General features: G+C 64.6%; 18 protein-coding genes and 2 tRNA genes. 4 read left to right on the top strand and 16 right to left on the bottom strand.

Going from position 1 to position 18,370, the window contains the following annotated elements; genetic code table 11:
- Positions 1–22: 22 nt before the first annotated feature.
- Positions 23–280: a hypothetical protein gene (locus tag VXM69_RS27190; protein ID WP_011884572.1), complete on the top strand. Its 258-nt coding sequence runs from the start codon at positions 23–25 to the stop codon at positions 278–280.
- Between the two features lie 41 nt (positions 281–321).
- On the opposite strand, the gene VXM69_RS27185 is transcribed toward VXM69_RS27190, so the two are convergent.
- Positions 322–612 (bottom strand): putative quinol monooxygenase, encoded by a 291-nt coding sequence (locus VXM69_RS27185; protein WP_034190152.1) that lies wholly within the window; start codon positions 610–612, stop codon positions 322–324.
- 174 nt (positions 613–786) lie between these two features.
- On the opposite strand from VXM69_RS27185, the gene VXM69_RS27180 reads away from it, so the two are divergent.
- Positions 787–1,002: a hypothetical protein gene (locus VXM69_RS27180; protein WP_124608018.1), complete on the top strand. Its 216-nt coding sequence runs from the start codon at positions 787–789 to the stop codon at positions 1,000–1,002.
- 148 nt (positions 1,003–1,150) lie between these two features.
- Here VXM69_RS27180 and bamC read toward each other — a convergent pair whose 3' ends face one another.
- The 3 genes from bamC to VXM69_RS27165 form a co-directional block, all read right to left on the bottom strand.
- Positions 1,151–2,359, bottom strand: coding sequence for an outer membrane protein assembly factor BamC (gene bamC, locus VXM69_RS27175; RefSeq protein ID WP_034190153.1), 1,209 nt, complete (start codon positions 2,357–2,359; stop codon positions 1,151–1,153).
- Positions 2,360–2,500: 141 nt separating this feature from the next.
- A tRNA-Pro gene (locus VXM69_RS27170) sits at positions 2,501–2,577 on the bottom strand.
- Between the two features lie 166 nt (positions 2,578–2,743).
- Entirely contained in the window at positions 2,744–3,457 is a 714-nt protein-coding gene (locus tag VXM69_RS27165; protein ID WP_124608019.1) for a methyltransferase domain-containing protein, read from the bottom strand.
- Between the two features lie 86 nt (positions 3,458–3,543).
- Between VXM69_RS27165 and VXM69_RS27160 the strand changes: the two genes are divergently transcribed.
- Both VXM69_RS27160 and VXM69_RS27155 read left to right on the top strand, forming a co-directional pair.
- A complete protein-coding gene (locus VXM69_RS27160) occupies positions 3,544–3,840 on the top strand; it encodes a hypothetical protein (protein ID WP_367189537.1) in 297 nt (98 codons plus the stop codon).
- Positions 3,841–4,134: 294 nt separating this feature from the next.
- Positions 4,135–6,345, top strand: a complete 2,211-nt coding sequence (locus VXM69_RS27155) for a lipoprotein (RefSeq protein ID WP_034190176.1) — start codon at positions 4,135–4,137, stop codon at positions 6,343–6,345.
- An 84-nt stretch (positions 6,346–6,429) separates the two neighbouring features.
- Here the strand turns inward: VXM69_RS27155 and VXM69_RS27150 are convergent, their stop codons facing one another.
- The 12 genes from VXM69_RS27150 to VXM69_RS27095 all read right to left on the bottom strand — a co-directional run bounded on the left by VXM69_RS27150 (position 6,430) and on the right by VXM69_RS27095 (position 18,361).
- Complete coding sequence (locus VXM69_RS27150) at positions 6,430–6,843, bottom strand: MerR family transcriptional regulator (protein WP_049033775.1); 414 nt, start codon at positions 6,841–6,843, stop codon at positions 6,430–6,432.
- 60 nt (positions 6,844–6,903) lie between these two features.
- On the bottom strand, positions 6,904–7,290 hold the full coding sequence (locus VXM69_RS27145; protein WP_034190156.1) for an integration host factor subunit alpha: 387 nt from the start codon (positions 7,288–7,290) through the stop codon (positions 6,904–6,906).
- A 72-nt stretch (positions 7,291–7,362) separates the two neighbouring features.
- Positions 7,363–9,792, bottom strand: coding sequence for a phenylalanine--tRNA ligase subunit beta (gene pheT, locus VXM69_RS27140; RefSeq protein WP_069705251.1), 2,430 nt, complete (start codon positions 9,790–9,792; stop codon positions 7,363–7,365).
- Positions 9,793–9,888: 96 nt separating this feature from the next.
- A complete protein-coding gene (gene pheS / locus VXM69_RS27135; protein ID WP_034190158.1) occupies positions 9,889–10,902 on the bottom strand; it encodes a phenylalanine--tRNA ligase subunit alpha in 1,014 nt (337 codons plus the stop codon).
- 149 nt (positions 10,903–11,051) lie between these two features.
- Positions 11,052–11,411, bottom strand: a complete 360-nt coding sequence (gene rplT / locus VXM69_RS27130; protein WP_004192938.1) for a 50S ribosomal protein L20 — start codon at positions 11,409–11,411, stop codon at positions 11,052–11,054.
- Between the two features lie 30 nt (positions 11,412–11,441).
- Positions 11,442–11,639 (bottom strand): 50S ribosomal protein L35, encoded by a 198-nt coding sequence (rpmI, locus tag VXM69_RS27125; protein ID WP_004191477.1) that lies wholly within the window; start codon positions 11,637–11,639, stop codon positions 11,442–11,444.
- A gap of 190 nt (positions 11,640–11,829) precedes the next feature.
- Positions 11,830–12,354, bottom strand: coding sequence for a translation initiation factor IF-3 (gene infC / locus VXM69_RS27120; RefSeq protein ID WP_071734130.1), 525 nt, complete (start codon positions 12,352–12,354; stop codon positions 11,830–11,832).
- A 49-nt stretch (positions 12,355–12,403) separates the two neighbouring features.
- Positions 12,404–14,311: a threonine--tRNA ligase gene (gene thrS / locus VXM69_RS27115; RefSeq protein ID WP_367189534.1), complete on the bottom strand. Its 1,908-nt coding sequence runs from the start codon at positions 14,309–14,311 to the stop codon at positions 12,404–12,406.
- A gap of 272 nt (positions 14,312–14,583) precedes the next feature.
- Positions 14,584–14,660 (bottom strand) — tRNA-Val (locus tag VXM69_RS27110).
- Positions 14,661–14,746: 86 nt separating this feature from the next.
- Positions 14,747–16,981, bottom strand: a complete 2,235-nt coding sequence (locus tag VXM69_RS27105) for a bifunctional (p)ppGpp synthetase/guanosine-3',5'-bis(diphosphate) 3'-pyrophosphohydrolase (protein ID WP_034190160.1) — start codon at positions 16,979–16,981, stop codon at positions 14,747–14,749.
- A 49-nt stretch (positions 16,982–17,030) separates the two neighbouring features.
- Positions 17,031–17,384, bottom strand: a complete 354-nt coding sequence (locus VXM69_RS27100; protein WP_034190161.1) for a RidA family protein — start codon at positions 17,382–17,384, stop codon at positions 17,031–17,033.
- An 80-nt stretch (positions 17,385–17,464) separates the two neighbouring features.
- A complete protein-coding gene (locus tag VXM69_RS27095; RefSeq protein ID WP_034190162.1) occupies positions 17,465–18,361 on the bottom strand; it encodes an alpha/beta hydrolase in 897 nt (298 codons plus the stop codon).
- Positions 18,362–18,370 lie beyond the last annotated feature (9 nt).

Genomic DNA, 18,370 nt, shown 5'->3' with positions numbered 1-18,370 from the left:
GCACCCCGGTGCGGAGGACAGCATGAGCAACATTCAACTCGACATCGAGTGGACCGAAGCCGCCACTCGCCAGATCAAGCAACTGATGCCCCGCGGCTCGGCCGACGCGTTCCTCGCGTTGCCGCCGATCGAGTGCCTGCCGATGGAGGGCGACGTGCTGTTCCTCGGCCCGCAAGGCAAGCAGCAGCCGTTCATCGTGGCCGAGCGCCAGTATCACCATGACGGCGACGCCGACTGGACGATCATCCTGATCCTCGACGTCCCCAGCGCGTCGCACTGACGCGCCGCCGCGACCGGACACGTCCGGTCGCCCCGCCCGGCTCAGACGAGCTTCGACAGCACGCGGATTTCGGAACTTTCGATCCAGTCCGCGGCCGCTTCGCGATAAGCGAGAATGTGCGCGGAGCGCGCATGCGCAGCCAGCGCCGCCTCGCTCTCCCAACGCTCGACGAATACGAATCGCAAGGGTTCCTTCAGATCCCGGTGCAGGTCGTACTGCAAGGCACCGGCTTCGTTACGGGTCGGCTCGACGATCCCTTCGAGCACGGTGCGCAGTTTTTCCTCGGCACCCGGCTTCGCCACGATCAGCGCCACGACTGCAATTTCCGCCATTCCCGACTCCTTCATCGACAAAAGTCCGAGAATACGCGAATCACGCGTCGCGCATCGGCCACGCCGATGCGACATGGCCCGACGGCCCCAAAAAAATAGCCCGCGCTTCAGAGAAGCGCGGGCGAAACCGTCGCCCTACGAGGATAGGCGACGGGGCCATCGAGATCCGCACGCGTGCGCGGATCGTCATCGGTTGCACCGGCGCATGCCGCGCCGGCATTCGAAGACGCCGATACCGTTGATCCGGCGCTCGCGGCGCCCGCCCGGCATCTGACGTCATCCTCCCTGTTTCAACAATTCCAACATATAAAGCAGGTTGCATGCCAGCCATTGAAAACCGATCACTTCGTTGATTTAAAAGAACATTTTTTGACGATGGCGACAATGTGACACGTGTTCTGCCGCCGTAACGCGCGGATGTTACGTAACGTCACGAGGGAGGGACCGAACCGCTCGCACATGCATACGCAAGCGCGAGCGGCTATAAAAAAAGCCCGCCGAACGGCGGGCTTTTCAGTGATGCAGGGACGCGCCGGGATCAGCGAAGCTGATTCACGAGCAGCCCCATGATCTGGCGTGCCGGCGACGACGTGTCGATCGCGCCCGTATCGTCAACGATTGCAACGCGCGTCTGGTCGGCCGTGAGCGCCTTCACGTTGACGCGGTACTGCTTCGCCTGCTTTTCCTTCTTGCCGTGGAACAGCTGGCTCCAGAAGCCTTGCTCGGCCGAGGTCAGATCCTTCGGATCGACGTAGCGCACGAAATACAGACCCTTCGTGCGATCGCGATCGTCGACCGTGAAGTTCGCGCGATCGAGCGCGAGGCCGACGTGCAGCCACGACCGGTCGTACGGTTCGCCGAGCGTGACTTCCGACGGCACGGCCGCATCGGCCGCGTCATTGCCCTGTGCCGACGTGCGCGAGACGTTCTGCGCGGCGATCGCTGCCGCGGCCTTCGATGATGCGTCGGCGTCGGCCTTCTTCTCGATCGGTACCGTGTTGTCCTTGATGTTCGCGATCGGCGGTTCGCCGTTCTTCGCACGCTGCGCATTCTGCGCGAGCACGGCCATCAGCCGCTTCAGGTATTCGGTCTCGAGCGCCGGATCGTTCGGCTTCGGTTCCCACTTGCTCGAATCGTTGTTCGCACCGGTGATCGCCTCACGCATGCCCTTCTGGCTGATGAACACGTAGGTGCCGCCGTTCGGCGCCGAGTCGAGACGCGTGCGGTACTTGTTGCGCTCGGCCGTCACGTACGAGTTGCCCATCGCCTTCGAGATCACGCTGCGGATCAGCCCGTCGTTGATCTGCGGATGGGTTTCGTTCCAGTCGGTTTCCATCACGCCCTTGTCGCGCTGGTCGACCACGAGCAGGAAGCCCTGCTCCTGCCAGAACCGGCGGACCTGCGGCCAGATGTCGGCCGGCTGCTTGCCGTCGATCACGAGCCAGCTCTCGGTGCCGTCGCGCTGGATATGCATGCCGGCCACGGCCGGCGCGACGGTGTCCAGCGCAGGCGCCGCCTGCTGGACCTGTTGAAGCGCAGACAGGGAAGTCGCGCCGCCCTGGGGCGGCAGCGAACGCTGATCGGCCGTCTCGTCGAGCATGTTGGGCGGCACTGCGAGCGACGCTTCCTTCGATTTCGAATCGCTCTTGTAGTCCACTTTCGTGGGCGACGACGTACCGCAACCGGCAACGAGCGCGCCGGTGGCAAGCACTGCAGCGAACCGCATGGTAAGACGAAGATCAGTCATGTTCGGGGAATCCTCTTCCGCTAAATCACGGCGCTTTCCGTGGATCAACCTTGCATTTTACCGGGGCCGCGCCGCGATGTGCAAAAAAGCGACCGGCAAGAAAAAACCCGCGTCAGCCTGAACTGACGCGGGTTCTTTGTCTGGTCGGGGCGAGAGGATTTGAACCTCCGACCACCTGCACCCCATGCAGGTACGCTACCAGGCTGCGCTACGCCCCGAAAGAAGAAAAGTATAACAGACACTTCTCCGATTTAGAATCGGGTCGCATGCATTTTGTGAATGTTCTTGTGAAATTTCCTAGCTTGACGACACCTGATGCATGCGTCCGTCCCCCGCGCATGACAGCGCGCGCCACGCGCCGACCACGCGGTCCTCGCATCGCACTCACCGCTTGCGCGCGACACAGATGACCGTCAATCCGGCGACGCGGTTGAAGCGGAACATCGGCAACTCGATACGACAGATCGTCTTGAGCAGGCCGTTGACGAGCGGATGGTGACGGCGCAGTTGCGATGCCGGCTCGCGTGGCTGTCGACGCACCCGCTCGCCGAGCCGCAACGCCGCCGCCAGCGGAAACGTGAGGCCGAAGTAATAGGCGCCGTGCTCGACGTCGAGCCCCGCGCGACGCACCACGGCCTCGAGACCGCCGAGCGTATACCGGCGCTTGTGCTCGAGAAAATCGTCATGGCCGCTCCAGAGGAACTGGAACGCCGGCACAGTGATCAGGAACCGGCTGCCGGAAGGCGCGCCCCTCACGTACTGCGTCAGCAGGCCGACATCGTCGTCGACGTGCTCGAGCACGTCCATCAGCAATACGAGATCGGCATCGAACCGTTCGACGGACCGCCGAAAGTGGATGGGCTTGCCGGCCGTCTCCTCGTCGGTATCGTCGGCGTAGCTCGTATCGACACACCACGCTTCCGATGCCTGCGTGCGTTCCAGCAGGTGCTTCGAGAAAAAGCCGGACCCTGCCCCGACGTCGAGGATCCGGTGCGCGCCCGCCCCGCCGAGGAACCGTCGGATCGCGCTCGCCTTCGACGCGTAGTACCAGTGATCGCCTGCCCCCGCACCCAGTACGTCGACTTCCTTCAGGTCCATGGCGCTTCCCCGTGATGACCAACGTGTTGTGATCGAACCCGCCACTGATGCCGATCTTACCCCGCCGTCAACACCGAGCGTATCCGTTGATGCACGGCCCGGGCCGCCCCTTCCCGCATGCGGCCCTCATCGAAAGGGACGATGGCCGATGCGTCGCCCATCGCCACCGTGCGGCTGGCCGGCGCGAGATCGACGCGCCCGGCGAACCGTCCGACTGCACGCCGGTCAACCCGGCCCGCCCGGCTTTGCGGCGTTGCGCGAGACAGGAGGCGGCATTCGATCAGGTCACGGCTTCGTACGACTCGATGGCGTCGTATATCGAGCACGGCCTGCAACTCGACCCGGCCGCGCAGAGCACGATCCGGCAGCAGCAGCTGGTCTGACCGGCGGCCGTGTCGCCCATCCGGGCAAACCCGCGCCGGCCAAGGCTCGCGGCGGATTTGCCCGGTCGCGCAAAAAGACGCCGACGGGCGCCCGGCAAAAACCAAACGACCGTTTGATCCGGCCGCGCGACCACCGCGAATCCATTGTCCCGCAGCGCGCCGGCGCCCCGCGCCCGCGCGCCCGTTGTTTGGTAACGCCGCTCTAGCGCGCTATGACACACTGCACGGCATCGACGCTCGCGCCGTCCAGTGGCGCGCGCCGCCGTCGATCACGACAAGACATGGAGACAGACGATGCGGAATCCGGTCCGGCGCGGCCATCGCTCGCCTTTGGCAATTTTCGACTGGTTTTCCGGCCTGCCACGCGCGGCCGGCCCGGCGTCGCGCACGCCCGCCCGTGTGTTCGGCTGCGGTGCGCTGGCGCTCGCCCTGCTGTGCGCCGGCTGCGCGGAATCGGCCGCGCAGCGCGACAGCAACACGTCGATCGCGGCAACGAAGATCGAACGCACCAAAGCCGAACGCCTCGCGCACGAGCAGCAGATCGCGCGCACGGTGCCGTCGCTCGCATCGATCAGCCTCACCCAGCCGCGCCCGTTCACGCTGCGCGACTCGGGCCAGAACGGCGCGATGACGTTCCTGCGCGACGTCGATTTCCGCATCGTCAACAACCTCGGCTTCTTCATCCATCAGTTGTCAGCCACGCTCGTGCCGACGCAGGCCGGCGCGCCGATCGTGTTCGACGATCCGACGAGCTTCGAGATCGACGTGCACGAAGGCACGGTCACGCTCGACAACGCCAAGCTGACCGCCCTCTTCAACACCTACATCTTCGGCTACCGCAACGCGCCGCTGCGCAAGCTGGCCGTATCGGCCGGCGACGGCGTGATCCATCTGCAAGGCGAGATGCAGCGCGACGGCTGGGTGCCGTTCTCGCTGACCGGCACGCTCGCGATCCGCGACGGCAGCCAGCTCGTCTTCCACCCGACCGGCGTGCGCGTGTCGGGGATCAACGCGCAACCGGTCATGCGCGCGGCCAACGTGAAAATGGCCGACCTGCTGAAGGTCCAGACGCCGATCGCGCAGCTTGCCGGCGACGATCTCGTGATGGCGGTCGACAAGCTGATGCCGCCGCCGCGCCTGAAGATCACCCTCACCGCACTGCGCGTGACGCCGGCCGGCCTCGACCTGACGCTCGACGACGGCACGCATGCCGGCTTCGCAATGCCCGCGAATGCGCCGCAACAGGCGATGTACATCCGCGGCGGCGACGTGAAGTTCATGCGCTCGATGCCGATGAACGCGGACATCCTGATCGGCCCGGTCGATCCGTCGAAGCGCGACCAGACGTTCGTGTTCGACCTGTATCACTATCGCGACCAGGTGTCGGCCGGCTATTTCAATTTCGACGAAAGCGGTGCGATGGCGATCCGGATGCCTTCGTACACGGGCCCGGCCAGCGGCGCGCTGCTCGGCAACGCGACCGCGCGCCTGAACGACAGTTTCCTTGCCGCGCAGCAGACTGCGCTGCGCGACGTGCGCCAGCACTGGGAAGCCTATGCGCTCGCCGCGGACGCGGCGCGCCCGGGCATGCAGAAGGTCGCGATGCGGCGCACGTCGACCACGCCATTCAACGAACGGCACGTCTCGAACCGCAACCCGACGATCCATCTGCGCAACGTCGACTTCAACCTGTCCGGCGACATCGGCTTCCATGTCGAGGATCTCGACGTCGAACTCGTATCGAAGCGCCCCGGCGAGCCCGTCGATCTCGACGATCCGAACCAGTACGACATCCGCATTCTCGGCGGCACGGTCGTCGAGTCGTGGAAGGCGATGTCGGCGCTGTTCAACAACTACCTGCTCGACTACTCGCCGCGTTCGCTGAACGACCTGCAATTGAGCGCGGACGGCCAGGACCTGCGTGTCCAGGGCGGCATCAAGCTGTGGAATCACGTGCCGGGCGTCTGGCTGCCGACCGACATGAAAGGCTCGCTGACGGTGCTCGACGACCGGCACCTCGCGTTCAGGCCGACGCAGGTGTCGGTGCTCGGCATTCCGCAGGCGAAGCTCCTGCGCTCGCTCGGCATCGAGCTTGCGTCGCTGACGCCGCTGCAGCGGCGCGGCGCGGCGCTGCGCGGCGACACGCTCGTGCTCGACCAGTACACCGTGTTCCCGCCGCCGGTGCTGAACGGCAAGCTCGGGCAAGCCACGGTCGAGCGCGACGGGCTGCGGCTCACGTTCCGGCGCGCGGCCGGCGCACCGGCGCCGAAGCGGCCGCAGATCGATGCGCCGAGCTACATGTGGATGGAAGGCGGCGACATGAAGATGTTCAACGTGCTCGAACTGAACGTACGCGCGTTGATCCGCAATTCGGCCGAGGCCGGCCCGATGCGTTTCGACCTGTACGGTTATCGCAGCCAGGTCGCGCAGGGCTCGGTGCGGATGCTGCCGGACGGTACGCTGGTCGTCGACATGGGCCGGAAGAATCCGCTCGCGTCGCGCTGATGCGCGTATGCGGCACCGATGAAAAAAGCCCGGTTGGCGTATCGCCAACCGGGCTTTTCCCTCGATCTCGTTCGCGCGTCGCGCTCAGTCGTGCTTCAGTCCGTCGATCACGTCGAGCAGCGCCTGCCGCAGCGCGATGACGTCGACCGTTACGCCCGGCTTGCCCGATGCACGCGCATCGGCGGCCTGCAGCTCGGGTTCGACCGGTTCCGCCGCGCCCCGCGGGCTACCCGGCGAATCGAGCCGGTTGCGCGCACCGTTGATCGTGAATCCCTGCTCGTACAGCAACTCGCGGATCCGCCGGATCAGCAGCACTTCGTGATGCTGGTAATACCGACGATTGCCGCGCCGCTTCACCGGCCGCAGCTGGGTGAATTCCTGTTCCCAATAACGCAGCACATGCGGCTTGACCCCGCACAGTTCGCTGACTTCACCGATCGTGAAGTAGCGCTTCGCGGGAATCGGAGGCAAAACGACTTTCTCAACCGTGGTGGTCATCGTCGGTTAACCGTCGGTAAGGGTGCGCGGCGGCCGCGCGGAGACTGCTGCGTGCGGCGCTTACTCCGCGCCGTTTTCGACCAGCGCCTTCAGCTTCTGGCTCGCGTGGAAGGTTACCACCCGGCGCGCCGCGATCGGAATCGCCTCGCCCGTCTTCGGATTGCGGCCCGGACGCTGCGGCTTGTCGCGCAACTGGAAATTGCCGAATCCCGACAGCTTGACGCTTTCGCCGTTTTCGAGCGCGTCGCGGATCACCTCGAAAAACGCCTCGACCATGTCCTTCGCTTCACGCTTGTTCAGCCCGACGCTGTCGAACAGCAGCTCCGCCAGCTCCGCCTTCGTCAGCGTGGGCGTCTCGGGGGACGCCGGCGCCGAGGCGTCGCGGTTCATGGCGCTGCGTTGCGCCGTCAGGAGGGCTTCGAATTCACTCGAGGTCATGTCGTTCATATCTGCCATACAGCGCGTTGAATCAAAACTTACGATGGAAAAGAGCCGCCCGCGAACGGGCGGGCCCTCTCCTTAGCCGCGCAGGCGCGCACCGGCGCGAGCCATCCGCTCGACCAGCGTCTGGATCGCCTGGTCGACGACCTCGTCCTGTAGCGTGCCAGCCGCGTCCTGCAGCGTCACGCGGAAGGCAAGGCTCTTCTCGTGCGCGGCAAGGCCACCGGAAGTATTTGATTTTGCACGAAATTCGTCGAAGAGTACAACCTTCTGAACGAATCGGCAGGCCTCTTCGGCAAGTGCCTTCTTCATTTCGTCGAAAAGTGCCTGAACCTCGACCGCCTGATCGACGACAACGGCGATATCGCGTCGTACCGGCGGGAATTTCGACACCTCGGTCGGCGCCGGCAGCGCACGCGCAATCAGCGCGTCCGCGTCGATCTCGAACATCACCGGCGCGTGCGGCAACTCGTACTTCTGCATCAGGCGCGGGTGCAGCTCGCCGATCCAGCCGACCGCACGGCCATCGACTTCGATGCGTGCGCTGCGGCCCGGATGGAGGGCCGGATGCTCGGCCTTCACGAAGCGCCCGGCCGACGGCGCCAGCAGCGCTTCGAGATCGCCCTTCACGTCGAAGAAATCGACCGCGCGGGTGGCGACGCCCCACTGCTCGTCGACAGCCGGACCGTATGCCAGCGCGCCGACACGCTTCGGCTGCGCATGGCCCTCGACCGCCAGTTCGCCGGCCTTCACCGACGGATCGGCGAGGAACACGCGGCCCGACTCGAACACGCGCACGCGATCGGCGCGACGGTTGAGGTTGTGGCGCAGCACGGCGACCAGGCTGCCGAACAGCGTCGTGCGCATCACCGAAAGCTGGCTCGCGATCGGGTTCAGCAGCTTGATCGGGTTGTCGTTGCCGGCGAAATCGTGCTCCCACTCCGCATCGACGAAGCTGAAGTTGACGGTTTCCGCGTAGTCGCGCGCAGCGAGCGCGTGACGGATGTCGTGGATCGAGCGCCGCGTCTCGTTGGTCGCGCGCATTTCGCTCGTCGCGACCGGCGGGCGCGCCGGAATCTTTTCGAAACCGTAGATGCGCGCCACTTCCTCGATCAGGTCTTCCTCGATCTCGATGTCGAAGCGGTGCGACGGCGGCGTGACGAGGAACGCGTCGTCTTCACGCTCGAACGACAGGCCGAGGCGCGTGAAGATGCTGGCGATCTCGTCGGCGCCGATCTTCACGCCGATGATGCGGTTCGCACGCGACACGCGCATCTTCACCGGTGCGCGCTGCGGCAGGTTCACCGACTGATCGTCGACCGGGCCCGCCTTGCCGCCGCAGATCTCGAGAATCAGCTGCGTGATGCGCTCGACGTGCTCGACGGTCGTCGCGTAATCGACGCCGCGCTCGAAGCGATGCGCCGCATCGGTCGAGAAGTTGTACTTGCGCGCACGGCCGCGGATGCTGTCCGGCCACCAGAACGCGGCTTCGAGATAGATGTTGGTCGTGTCGAGCGTGACGGCCGTGCTGTCGCCGCCCATGATGCCGGCCAGGCTTTCGACCTGGGCGGCATCCGAAATCACGCCGACCGTTTCGTCGAGTTCGACGGTATTGCCGTTGAGCAGCTTCAGCGATTCGCCGCGCTTGCCCCAGCGCACCTCGATGCCGCCGTGGATCTTGTCGAGATCGAACACGTGCGACGGGCGGCCGAGTTCGAACATCACGTAGTTCGAGATGTCGACGAGCGCGGACACGCTGCGCTGGCCCGAGCGCTCGAGACGCTCGACCATCCACTGCGGCGTCTTCGCGCGCGCGTTCACGCCGCGGATCACGCGACCCGAGAAGCGGCCGCACAGATCGGGCGCGGCGATGCGCACCGGCAGCGTTTCGTCGAGCTCGACGCGCACCGGACGGATGTCGACCGGCGTCAGCGGCGCGCCGGTGATCGCGGCCGTCTCGCGCGCGATACCGAACACGGACAGGCAGTCGGCCTTGTTCGGCGTCAGCTTGATTTCGAAGATCGTGTCGTCGAGATTGAGCGTCTCGCGGATATCCTGGCCGACCGGCGTATCTTCCGGCAGGATCAGCAGGCCGCTGTGGTCCTCGGACAGCTTCAGCTCGCGTGCCGAGCACAGCATCCCCTGGCTCTCCACGCCGCGCAGCTTCGACAGCTTGATCGCGAACGGCTTGCCGCCCTCTTCCGCCGGCGGCAGTTCGGCGCCGACCAATGCAACCGGCACCTTGATGCCGGGCGCGACGTTCGGCGCGCCGCAGACGATGTTCAGCGTCGCGCCGGTGCCGGCGTCGACCTGGCAGACATTGAGCTTGTCCGCATCCGGATGCTTGACGACTTCGAGCACGCGGCCGACGACGATCTTCGACGTCGGCGGCGCAGCCTTGCTCAGCGATTCGACTTCGAGCCCCGCCATCGTCAGCGCGTGCGACAGTTCGTCGGTCGTCAGCTGCGGGTCGACAAAGGTTCTCAACCAGGATTCAGGGAATTGCATGGATGTCTACGTTCGAAACAGGTTAGATCGACGCCCGGGCCCCGTCGGATCGTCCGTCGGGGCGTGCGCGGGCACAGGTCGGCGCGGCGGGCGGCGTTATGCGAACTGGCGCAGGAAACGCAGGTCGTTCTCGAAGAACAGCCGCAGATCCTGGACGCCGTAGCGCAGCATCGTCAGGCGCTCGAGGCCGCTGCCGAACGCGAAGCCGATGTAGCGCTCGGGATCGAGGCCCATGTTGCGAATCACGGTCGGATGCACTTGCCCCGAACCGGAAATCTCGAGCCACTTGCCGGCGTTCTTGCCTTGCTCGAACATCATGTCGATCTCGGCCGACGGTTCCGTGAACGGGAAATATGACGGACGGAAGCGCACGAGGATGTCGTCGCGCTCGAAGAATTTTTTCAGGAAGTCGGTATAGACGCCCTTGAGGTCGGCAAAGCTGATGTTTTCGTCGATCCACAGCCCCTCGACCTGATTGAACATCGGCGAGTGGGTCGCATCGCTGTCGACGCGATACGTGCGGCCCGGCGCGATCACCTTGATCGGCGGACGGTTCATGCGCGCATAACGCACCTGCATCGGGCTCGTGTGCGTGCGCAGCAGCAACTGGCGGCCGTCGGCATCCTTGCCTTCGACGTAGAAGGTGTCCTGCATCGAACGCGCCGGATGGTTCTCCGGGCTGTTCAGCGACGTGAAGTTGTACCAGTCGGTCTCGATTTCGGGGCCATCGGCCACATCGAAACCGATCGAGCCGAAAATCCGTTCGACCCGCTCCCACGTGCGCATCACGGGGTGCAGGCTGCCGGCACCGGCGCCGCGGCCGGGCAGCGTCACGTCGATCGCTTCGGCAGTGAGGCGCTGATTCAGCAGCGCGTCGGCCAGTGCCTGGCGACGGGCGGTCAGCGCGGCTTCAACCTGCTGCTTCGCGACGTTGATGCGTGCGCCTTCGGTCTTGCGTGCTTCGGGATCGAGCTTGCCGAGGCCCTTCAGCAACTCGGTCAGCGCACCCGACTTGCCGAGAAATCGTGCTTTCTCGTTTTCGAGCGTGGTGATGTCGGCAGCCTGTTCGAAGGACTGCTGCGCGTCGGCGACAATCTGGTCCAGATCCATAGATCCCATCATTTCCAACGTCATTCGGTCTTGGCGAGCGAAACTGCCCCACCAAACAAAAAAGGGGCTCGGAAGAGCCCCGTTTTCGCTACAGCGGCCGAAACTACCGGAACATCGCTGCAACTAACCACGCAGTGCTAATTTCGCAATTAGGCTGCAACGGCGGCTTTCACCTGCTTGACGATCGCAGCAAAAGCAGCCTTGTCGAACACCGCCATGTCAGCCAGCACCTTACGGTCGAGTTCGATCGACGCCTTCTTCAGGCCGTTGATGAACACGCTGTAGGTCATGTCGTGCTGACGAACTGCCGCGTTGATACGCGTGATCCACAGTGCGCGGAACACACGCTTCTTGTTGCGGCGATCGCGGTACGCGTACTGACCAGCGCGCATCACCGCCTGCTTGGCGATGCGGTAGACGTTATTGCGGCGGCCGCGATAACCCTTGGCCAGGTTGATGATCTTCTTGTGGCGGGCCCGTGCGGTTACCCCACGTTTGACTCGAGGCATGTTTCTCTCCTTAGAGTATCAGTTGAGGGGTTACGCGAACGGCAGCATTGCGCGGACGGAGTTCAGATCGGAATCATGAACTGCCGTTGCGCCGCGCAGGTGACGCTTGTTCTTCGTGGTTTTCTTGGTCAGGATGTGGCGCTTGAAGGCTTGACCGCGCTTGACGGTACCGCCCGGACGCACCACGAAGCGCTTTGCAGCGCTCTTCTTGGTCTTCATCTTAGGCATGACGAACAACTCCAGTTTATTAGATGGCGATGGGTGTGCGGTTGGCTTGCGCCCTTGACCCGCCCTTCGAAACCCAGTCCACTTGTGTACGGCGGACCGCTTGCGCAGCCACCGTCATTGTTGGCGCGCCGCCCTGACCGGGCCACGCGCCGAACCACTGCCGAACTCGCGCGCAACGCGCGCGGGCCCGTTACTTCTTTTTCTTCGGCGAGAGCACCATGATCATCTGGCGCCCTTCCATCTTCGGCATCTGCTCGACCTGACCGACTTCCTCGAGATCCGTGCGCAGACGCTCAAGCATCCGCATACCGATTTCCTGGTGAGCCATTTCACGGCCGCGGAAACGCAACGTGATCTTCGTCTTGTCGCCTTCTTCGAGGAAGCGCACGAGATTGCGGAGCTTGACGTTGTAGTCACCGTCATCGGTACCCGGGCGGAACTTGACTTCCTTGACCTGGATGACCTTCTGCTTGAGCTTCGCCTCGTGCTGCTTCTTCGATTCCTGGTACTTGAACTTGCCGTAATCCATCAGACGGCAAACCGGGGGAACCGCTTGCGGCGCGATTTCCACCAGGTCAACATCCAGTTCTTCCGATTTACGGAAAGCATCAGCGAGTTTTACGATACCGAGCGGTTCGTTCTCGATCCCGACCAGACGCACTTCCGGCGCAGTGATTTCACCGTTGATGCGGTGCGACGACTTATCAGTAGCGATGTTACGTTTCCTCTAAAAATTAAAAAAACGAGCCGCGCTGCCAGGGCGGTTACTTGAACGAGCGCAGGTCTTCCTGCAGACGCTCAACGAAGGCTTCGACCGGCATTACGCCAAGATCGACGCCGCCACGGGCACGCACGGCTACCGTTTGCGCATCACGCTCCTTATCGCCCACGACGAGGAGATAAGGCACCTTTTCCAGCGTGTGCTCGCGTATTTTATAGCTAATCTTCTCGTTGCGCAAATCGGCCGCCACTCTAACCCCTTGTTTTTGCAACGTTTGGGCCAGGGACTGCGCATATTCGGCCTGACTTTCGGCAATATTGAGCACAATTGCCTGGAACGGCGCGAGCCAAACCGGCATTGCACCAGCATGGTGCTCGATCAAAATGCCCAGGAAACGCTCCATCGACCCGACGATCGCGCGGTGCAGCATCACCGGCCGGCGGCGGCTGTTGTCTTCCGCCACGTACTCGGCGCCGAGGCGCTCCGGCAGCACCATGTCGAGCTGCAGCGTGCCGCACTGCCACGAACGGCCAAGCGCGTCCTTGATGTGGTACTCGATCTTCGGGCCGTAGAACGCGCCTTCGCCCGGCAATTCTTCCCACGTGAGGCCGCAGGCCGTCAGCGCGTCGCGCAGGCCCTGCTCGGCGCGATCCCACGTCTCGTCCGTGCCCGCGCGCTGATCGGGACGCAGCGACAGCTTGATGTCGATGTGTTCGAAACCGAAGTCCTTGTACACGCTCATGGCCAGCGTGTTGAAGGCGATCGATTCCGAAATGAACTGGTCTTCCGTACAGAAGATGTGCGCATCGTCCTGCACGAAGCCGCGCACGCGCATCAGGCCGTGCAGCGCGCCCGATGCCTCGTTGCGGTGGCACGAACCGAATTCCGCGTAACGCAGCGGCAGGTCGCGGTACGAGCGCAGGCCGTGCTTGAACACCTGGACGTGGCCCGGGCAGTTCATCGGCTTGATCGCGTAGTCGCGCTTCTCCGACTCCGTCGTGAACATGTTCTCGCGGTAGTTCTGCCAGTGGCCCGACGCCTCCCACAGCGAGCGGTCCATGATCATCGGCGTCTTGATCTCGAGATAGCCGGCGTCGTTCACGCGGCGGCGCATGTACTGCTCGACCTGCTGCCACAGCGCCCAGCCCTTCGGATGCCAGAACACCATGCCCGGCGACTCTTCCTGCATGTGGAACAGGTCGAGCTGCTTGCCCAGCTTGCGGTGATCGCGCTTTTCCGCTTCCTCGAGCATGTGCAGGTACTGGTCCTGATCTTCCTTCTTCGCCCAGGCCGTACCGTAGATGCGCTGCAGCTGCTCGTTCTTCGAATCGCCGCGCCAGTACGCGCCCGCGACCTTCATCAGCTTGAAGACCTTCATCTTGCCGGTGGACGGCACGTGCGGGCCGCGGCACAGATCGGTGAAGCCGCCGTGCGAGTACAGCTTGATTTCGTCGCTTTGCGGAATCGACTCGATGATCTCGGCCTTGTACTTCTCGCCGATGCTGCGGAAGTAACCGGCCGCCTCGTCGCGCGACACGACGCGGCGCGTCACCGGCTCGTCCTTCTTCGCGAGCTCCTGCATGCGCTTTTCGATCTTTTCCAGATCTTCCGGCGTGAACGGCCGGTTGTACGAGAAGTCGTAATAGAAGCCGTTGTCGATCACCGGGCCGATCGTCACCTGCGCGTCCGGATACAGATCCTTCACCGCATACGCGAGCAAGTGCGCGGTCGAGTGACGGATGATGTCGAGACCGTCGGCATCCTTGTCCGTGATGATCGCGAGCGACGCGTCGCGGTCGATCACCGTGGACGTATCAACGAGCTCGCCATCGAGCTTGCCGCCAAGCGCAGCCTTCGCAAGACCGGGACCGATCGAGGCCGCGACCTCGGCAACTGTCACCGGATGCTCGTATTGTCGAACTGAGCCGTCAGGCAAGCGTATCGAAACCATGGCAATCTCCGTGATGCCGACAGTGGGCGGCAGACCAGGAACGCGAGATCAGAAATCACGCGTGAAAATTTCGCGACAAAAAAAATGCGGCCCCGCTTTCGAGGGGCCGCATTCGATACTTCACTCAAACTGAAAGGGCGAAAACGTTCCTCGACTAGCGTCGCTCCGAAGTCGTTTCGGTCAACGTTCGCGGTGTCATAACCGTATTCGCCTTGTTCGCGTTGAGTTCTTTACTGCATCGAACGCCCGGAGACCAGGCATTCTCAATTCGTTGGTAGGCTCGATTGGACTCGAACCAACGACCCCCACCATGTCAAGGTGGTGCTCTAACCAGCTGAGCTACGAGCCTAGAGAAGCTAAGATTATATGGAGCGGCTACCGGCTTGGCAAGTGTTTTATGCAGTCGCAGCAAAACAACCGTGTTTCAACCCCACATCACGCCTTGCGACCCGCCCGCACGACGCCCTGCACCTCGCCGAGCAGCGTGCACGCGCGCTGCACCTGCGCCGAATTCGACACCTCGACCGTGAACTGCATGAATGCCGCATTGCGGCGACTCTGCGTCTTCACGCCCACCACGTTGATCTTCTCGCGCGCGAACACTTCGGAGATGTCGCGCAGCAACCCTTGCCGGTCGCTCGCCTCGATCATCAGGTCGACCGGATAGACGGACGCGCCGCGCCCGCCGAGCACGTCAGCCGACCAGGTCGTCTGCAGCACGCGCTCCGGCGCGCGCTCGACCATCCGGCGGAACGTCGGGCAGTCGGTGCGATGGATCGACATGCCCTTGCCGCGCGTGACGAACCCGCTGATCGGATCGGGCGGCGCGGGACGGCAGCAACGCGCGAGCTGGGTCAGCAGCGCATCGACGCCCACCACCAGCACGCCGGTCGACGCGCCGTGCGCGACGCTCGCGCCGCTGCTGCGCTTCTCGAAATCGGCGGGCGCCTCGGGCGCCGGCTCCGGCGGCGGCGCATCGGACAGCGCGTGCTCGACATTGCGCAGGCTGAATTCTTCCTTGCCGACGACCGAGAACAGCTCCTCGGGCGACTTGAAGCCGAGCTTCGCCGCGAGGTTGTCCAGGTTGACCGAGGTCTTGCCTTCGCGCTGCAGCGTCTTTTCGACGAGCGCCCGGCCATGCGCGACGTTTTCCTCCTGCTCGATCGAGTTGAACCACGCACGCACCTTCTGCCGCGCACGCGGGCTCTTCAGGTAGCCGAGCTGCGCGTTCAGCCAGTCGCGCGACGGCCCGCCCTCCTTCACCGCGACGATCTCGACCGTCTGGCCGTTCGCGAGCGACGTGTTCAGCGGGACCATCACGCCGTCCACGCGCGCGCCGCGGCAGCGATGGCCGAGTTCGCTGTGCAGGTGGTACGCGAAATCGACCGGCGTCGCCCCCTGCGGCAACGCGATCACGCGCGCCTGCGGCGTCAGCACGTAGATGTGGTCGTCATCGAGCGACGTCTCGCGCAATTGCGCCCACGCCTGGTCGCCCGACACCTCGGCGCCGTCCTCGACGTCGTCCTTCCACGCCAGCAACTGGCGCAGCCATGCGATCTTCTCGTCGTACTTGTCGCTCGCCGAGAACTGGCCGCCGTAACCACGCGCGCCGGCCTCCTTGTAGCGCCAGTGCGCGGCCACGCCGTACTCGGCGAAGCGGTGCATCTCCTGCGTGCGGATCTGCACTTCGAACGCGCGGCCGTCGTCGCCGATCACGACCGTATGCAGCGACTTGTAGCCGTTCGGCTTCGGTCGCGAGATGTAGTCGTCGAATTCCTTCGGCACCGGCTGCCACAGGTGATGCACGATGCCGAGCACCGCGTAGCAATCCTTGATGTCCGGCACGATCACGCGAAACGCGCGCACGTCGTACAGCTCGGAGAAATCGAGTTCCTTGCCGCGCATCTTGCGCCAGATGCTGTAGATATGTTTCGGCCGGCCGCTCACGTCGGCCTGGATGTTCGCTTCCGCGAGCTCGTGCTGCAGCCGCCCGATCGCCTGCGTGACGTATGCCTCGCGTTCGATGCGCTTCTCGTCGAGCAGCTTCGCGATCCGCTTGTAGGTGACGGGATCCTCGAAGCGGAACGCGAGATCCTCGAGCTCCCACTTCAGTTGCCAGATACCGAGGCGGTTCGCGAGCGGCGCATAGATCTCGAGCGTCTCGCGCGCGACGTCGGGCGGCGGCTCGATCTTCGCGGCCGCGTAATAGCGCAGCGACTGCAACCGCGACGCGAGCCGGATCAGCACGACGCGGATGTCCTGCGCGAACGCGAGCAGCATCTTGCGCAGCGCCTCGATCTGCGTGCGCCGCTCTTCCGCCGCGTCGCGCCCCGTGTCGGGCTTCGCGTTCTGCGCGGCGCGCAGGCTCACGGTGCCGAGCCGCAACAGCTTGCGCACGTCGGACACGAGCCGCGCCACCTCTTCGCCGAAACGCTCGGTGAGCTCGCGCTCGGGGTCGCTCAAGTGCGGCGTCAGCACGAACAGCGCGGCGGCCTGCATCGCGGACGGATCGACGTTCAGCGTGCGCATGATCGCCGCCGTGCCGGCCGAGTGATCGGCGAGCAGTTCGCCCGACGACAGGCGCGCGTCGCCGGCCCGCTCGCGCACGAACGCCAGCACGTCGTCGAACGACGGTGCCGCGACAGGGGAAGCGGAAACGGATTCGGTCATTGCACGGCCTGGCGGAATGCGGTCATCGTCGGGTGTGGCCCAGCCCAGCTCAGCTCCGCTGCGCGGCAACGACCACGATCTCGACGAGCAGCGCGGGATCCGCGAGCTTCGCCTCGACGGTGGCGCGCGGCGGCGTGTTGCCCTGCGCGACCCACGCGTCCCACTCCGCATTCATGCCGTCGAAGTTCGCCAGATCCGAGATGTAGATCTGCACCGACAGCAGATGCGCCTTGTCGCTGTTCGCTTCGGCGAGCAGACGGTCGATGTGGCCGAGCACTTCGCGCGTCTGGCCCCTGATGTCCTGCGTGGTGTCTTCGGCGATCTGGCCGGCCAGATACACGGTACCGTTGTGGATCGCGGTTTCGGAGAGACGGGCCCCGACGTGGTGACGAATGACTGCCATGGAATGTTCCGGTCGTGAGTGAAGGGAGAATCGGACGGCGGCACGGCCCACGTGCCGCCGAACCGCATATTATGACGCGTTTATGCGCGGCCTTCGACGAAAAACCGCCGCGCAAGTGCAATCTGGTCGGCACTGACGAACGCCGGCGCGTGGCCCGCCCCCGGAATCTCGACGTGCGTCACATGTCGGCCGCGACGCACCATGTCGGCCACCGTCTCGCGCGACAGCAGGTCGGAGGTCTCGCCGCGCACGACGAGCAGCGATGCGTCCGTCGTCTCGATCGCACGCCACAGCGCGGCCTCGCCGAGCGCGGCCAGTTCGGGCGTCGTCGCCTTGAACGGCTCGGCGATGCGCGGATCGTAGCGCATCGTCCAGCCGCCTTCGGGCAGCTCGCGCAGCAGCGGCCCGTTGATCTCGCGCCACTCGTCGGCACTCAGCGCGCCGAACGGCAGCGACAGCGACGTCAGGTAGTCGATCCCCTCCTGCTCGGTGTCGAAGCGCGGCTGCACGCCGAGGTATTCGCCGATGCGTGTCAGCGAATCGGGCTCGATGCGCGGCCCGACGTCGTTGACGATCATCCGGCGCAACGGCGAACCGGGCAGCCCCGCAAGCGCCATGCCGATCAGGCCGCCCATCGACGTGCCGAACCAGTCGACCGATTCGACGTCGAGCCGCGCGATCAGCGTCACCATGTCGGCCACGTACTGCGGAATCGCATAGAGCCGCGGGTCGGCCAGACGGTCCGACCGGCCGCGCCCGACGATGTCGGGGCAGACGACGCGATACGTATCGGACAGCGCGGCGGCGAGCCGGTCGAAATCGCGCCCGGAACGCGTCAGGCCGTGCACGCAGACGAGCACGCGCGGATTGGCGGGATCGCCCCACTCGGTATAGGCGACGTGGTGAAGGCCGGCGGCACTCGCACACTGCACGCGCCGCTGGCGGGGAACCGGAGGATTCGCTGGGGTCGTTGGCATCGTTGGCAT

The organism is Burkholderia sp. Ed8 (genome assembly GCF_040761425.1).
In the GTDB taxonomy this organism is placed as follows: Bacteria; Pseudomonadota; Gammaproteobacteria; order Burkholderiales; family Burkholderiaceae; genus Burkholderia; species Burkholderia seminalis.
The sequence above is the reverse complement of the archived record's forward strand: the minus strand, read 5'-3'. Positions and strand labels throughout refer to the sequence as shown.

Bases quoted from the DNA above. Each gene is read 5' to 3' on its own strand.
- VXM69_RS27190 (WP_011884572.1), top strand. From the start codon at position 23: ATGAGCAACATTCAACTCGACATCGAGTGGACCGAAGCCGCCACTCGC.
- VXM69_RS27185 (WP_034190152.1), bottom strand. From the start codon at position 612: ATGGCGGAAATTGCAGTCGTGGCGCTGATCGTGGCGAAGCCGGGTGCC.
- bamC (WP_034190153.1), bottom strand. From the start codon at position 2,359: ATGACTGATCTTCGTCTTACCATGCGGTTCGCTGCAGTGCTTGCCACC.
- VXM69_RS27165 (WP_124608019.1), bottom strand. From the start codon at position 3,457: ATGGACCTGAAGGAAGTCGACGTACTGGGTGCGGGGGCAGGCGATCAC.
- VXM69_RS27155 (WP_034190176.1), top strand. From the start codon at position 4,135: ATGCGGAATCCGGTCCGGCGCGGCCATCGCTCGCCTTTGGCAATTTTC.
- VXM69_RS27150 (WP_049033775.1), bottom strand. From the start codon at position 6,843: ATGACCACCACGGTTGAGAAAGTCGTTTTGCCTCCGATTCCCGCGAAG.
- VXM69_RS27145 (WP_034190156.1), bottom strand. From the start codon at position 7,290: ATGAACGACATGACCTCGAGTGAATTCGAAGCCCTCCTGACGGCGCAA.
- pheT (WP_069705251.1), bottom strand. From the start codon at position 9,792: ATGCAATTCCCTGAATCCTGGTTGAGAACCTTTGTCGACCCGCAGCTG.
- pheS (WP_034190158.1), bottom strand. From the start codon at position 10,902: ATGGATCTGGACCAGATTGTCGCCGACGCGCAGCAGTCCTTCGAACAG.
- rplT (WP_004192938.1), bottom strand. From the start codon at position 11,411: ATGCCTCGAGTCAAACGTGGGGTAACCGCACGGGCCCGCCACAAGAAG.
- rpmI (WP_004191477.1), bottom strand. From the start codon at position 11,639: ATGCCTAAGATGAAGACCAAGAAGAGCGCTGCAAAGCGCTTCGTGGTG.
- thrS (WP_367189534.1), bottom strand. From the start codon at position 14,311: ATGGTTTCGATACGCTTGCCTGACGGCTCAGTTCGACAATACGAGCAT.
- VXM69_RS27105 (WP_034190160.1), bottom strand. From the start codon at position 16,981: ATGACCGAATCCGTTTCCGCTTCCCCTGTCGCGGCACCGTCGTTCGAC.
- VXM69_RS27100 (WP_034190161.1), bottom strand. From the start codon at position 17,384: ATGGCAGTCATTCGTCACCACGTCGGGGCCCGTCTCTCCGAAACCGCG.
- VXM69_RS27095 (WP_034190162.1), bottom strand. From the start codon at position 18,361: ATGCCAACGACCCCAGCGAATCCTCCGGTTCCCCGCCAGCGGCGCGTG.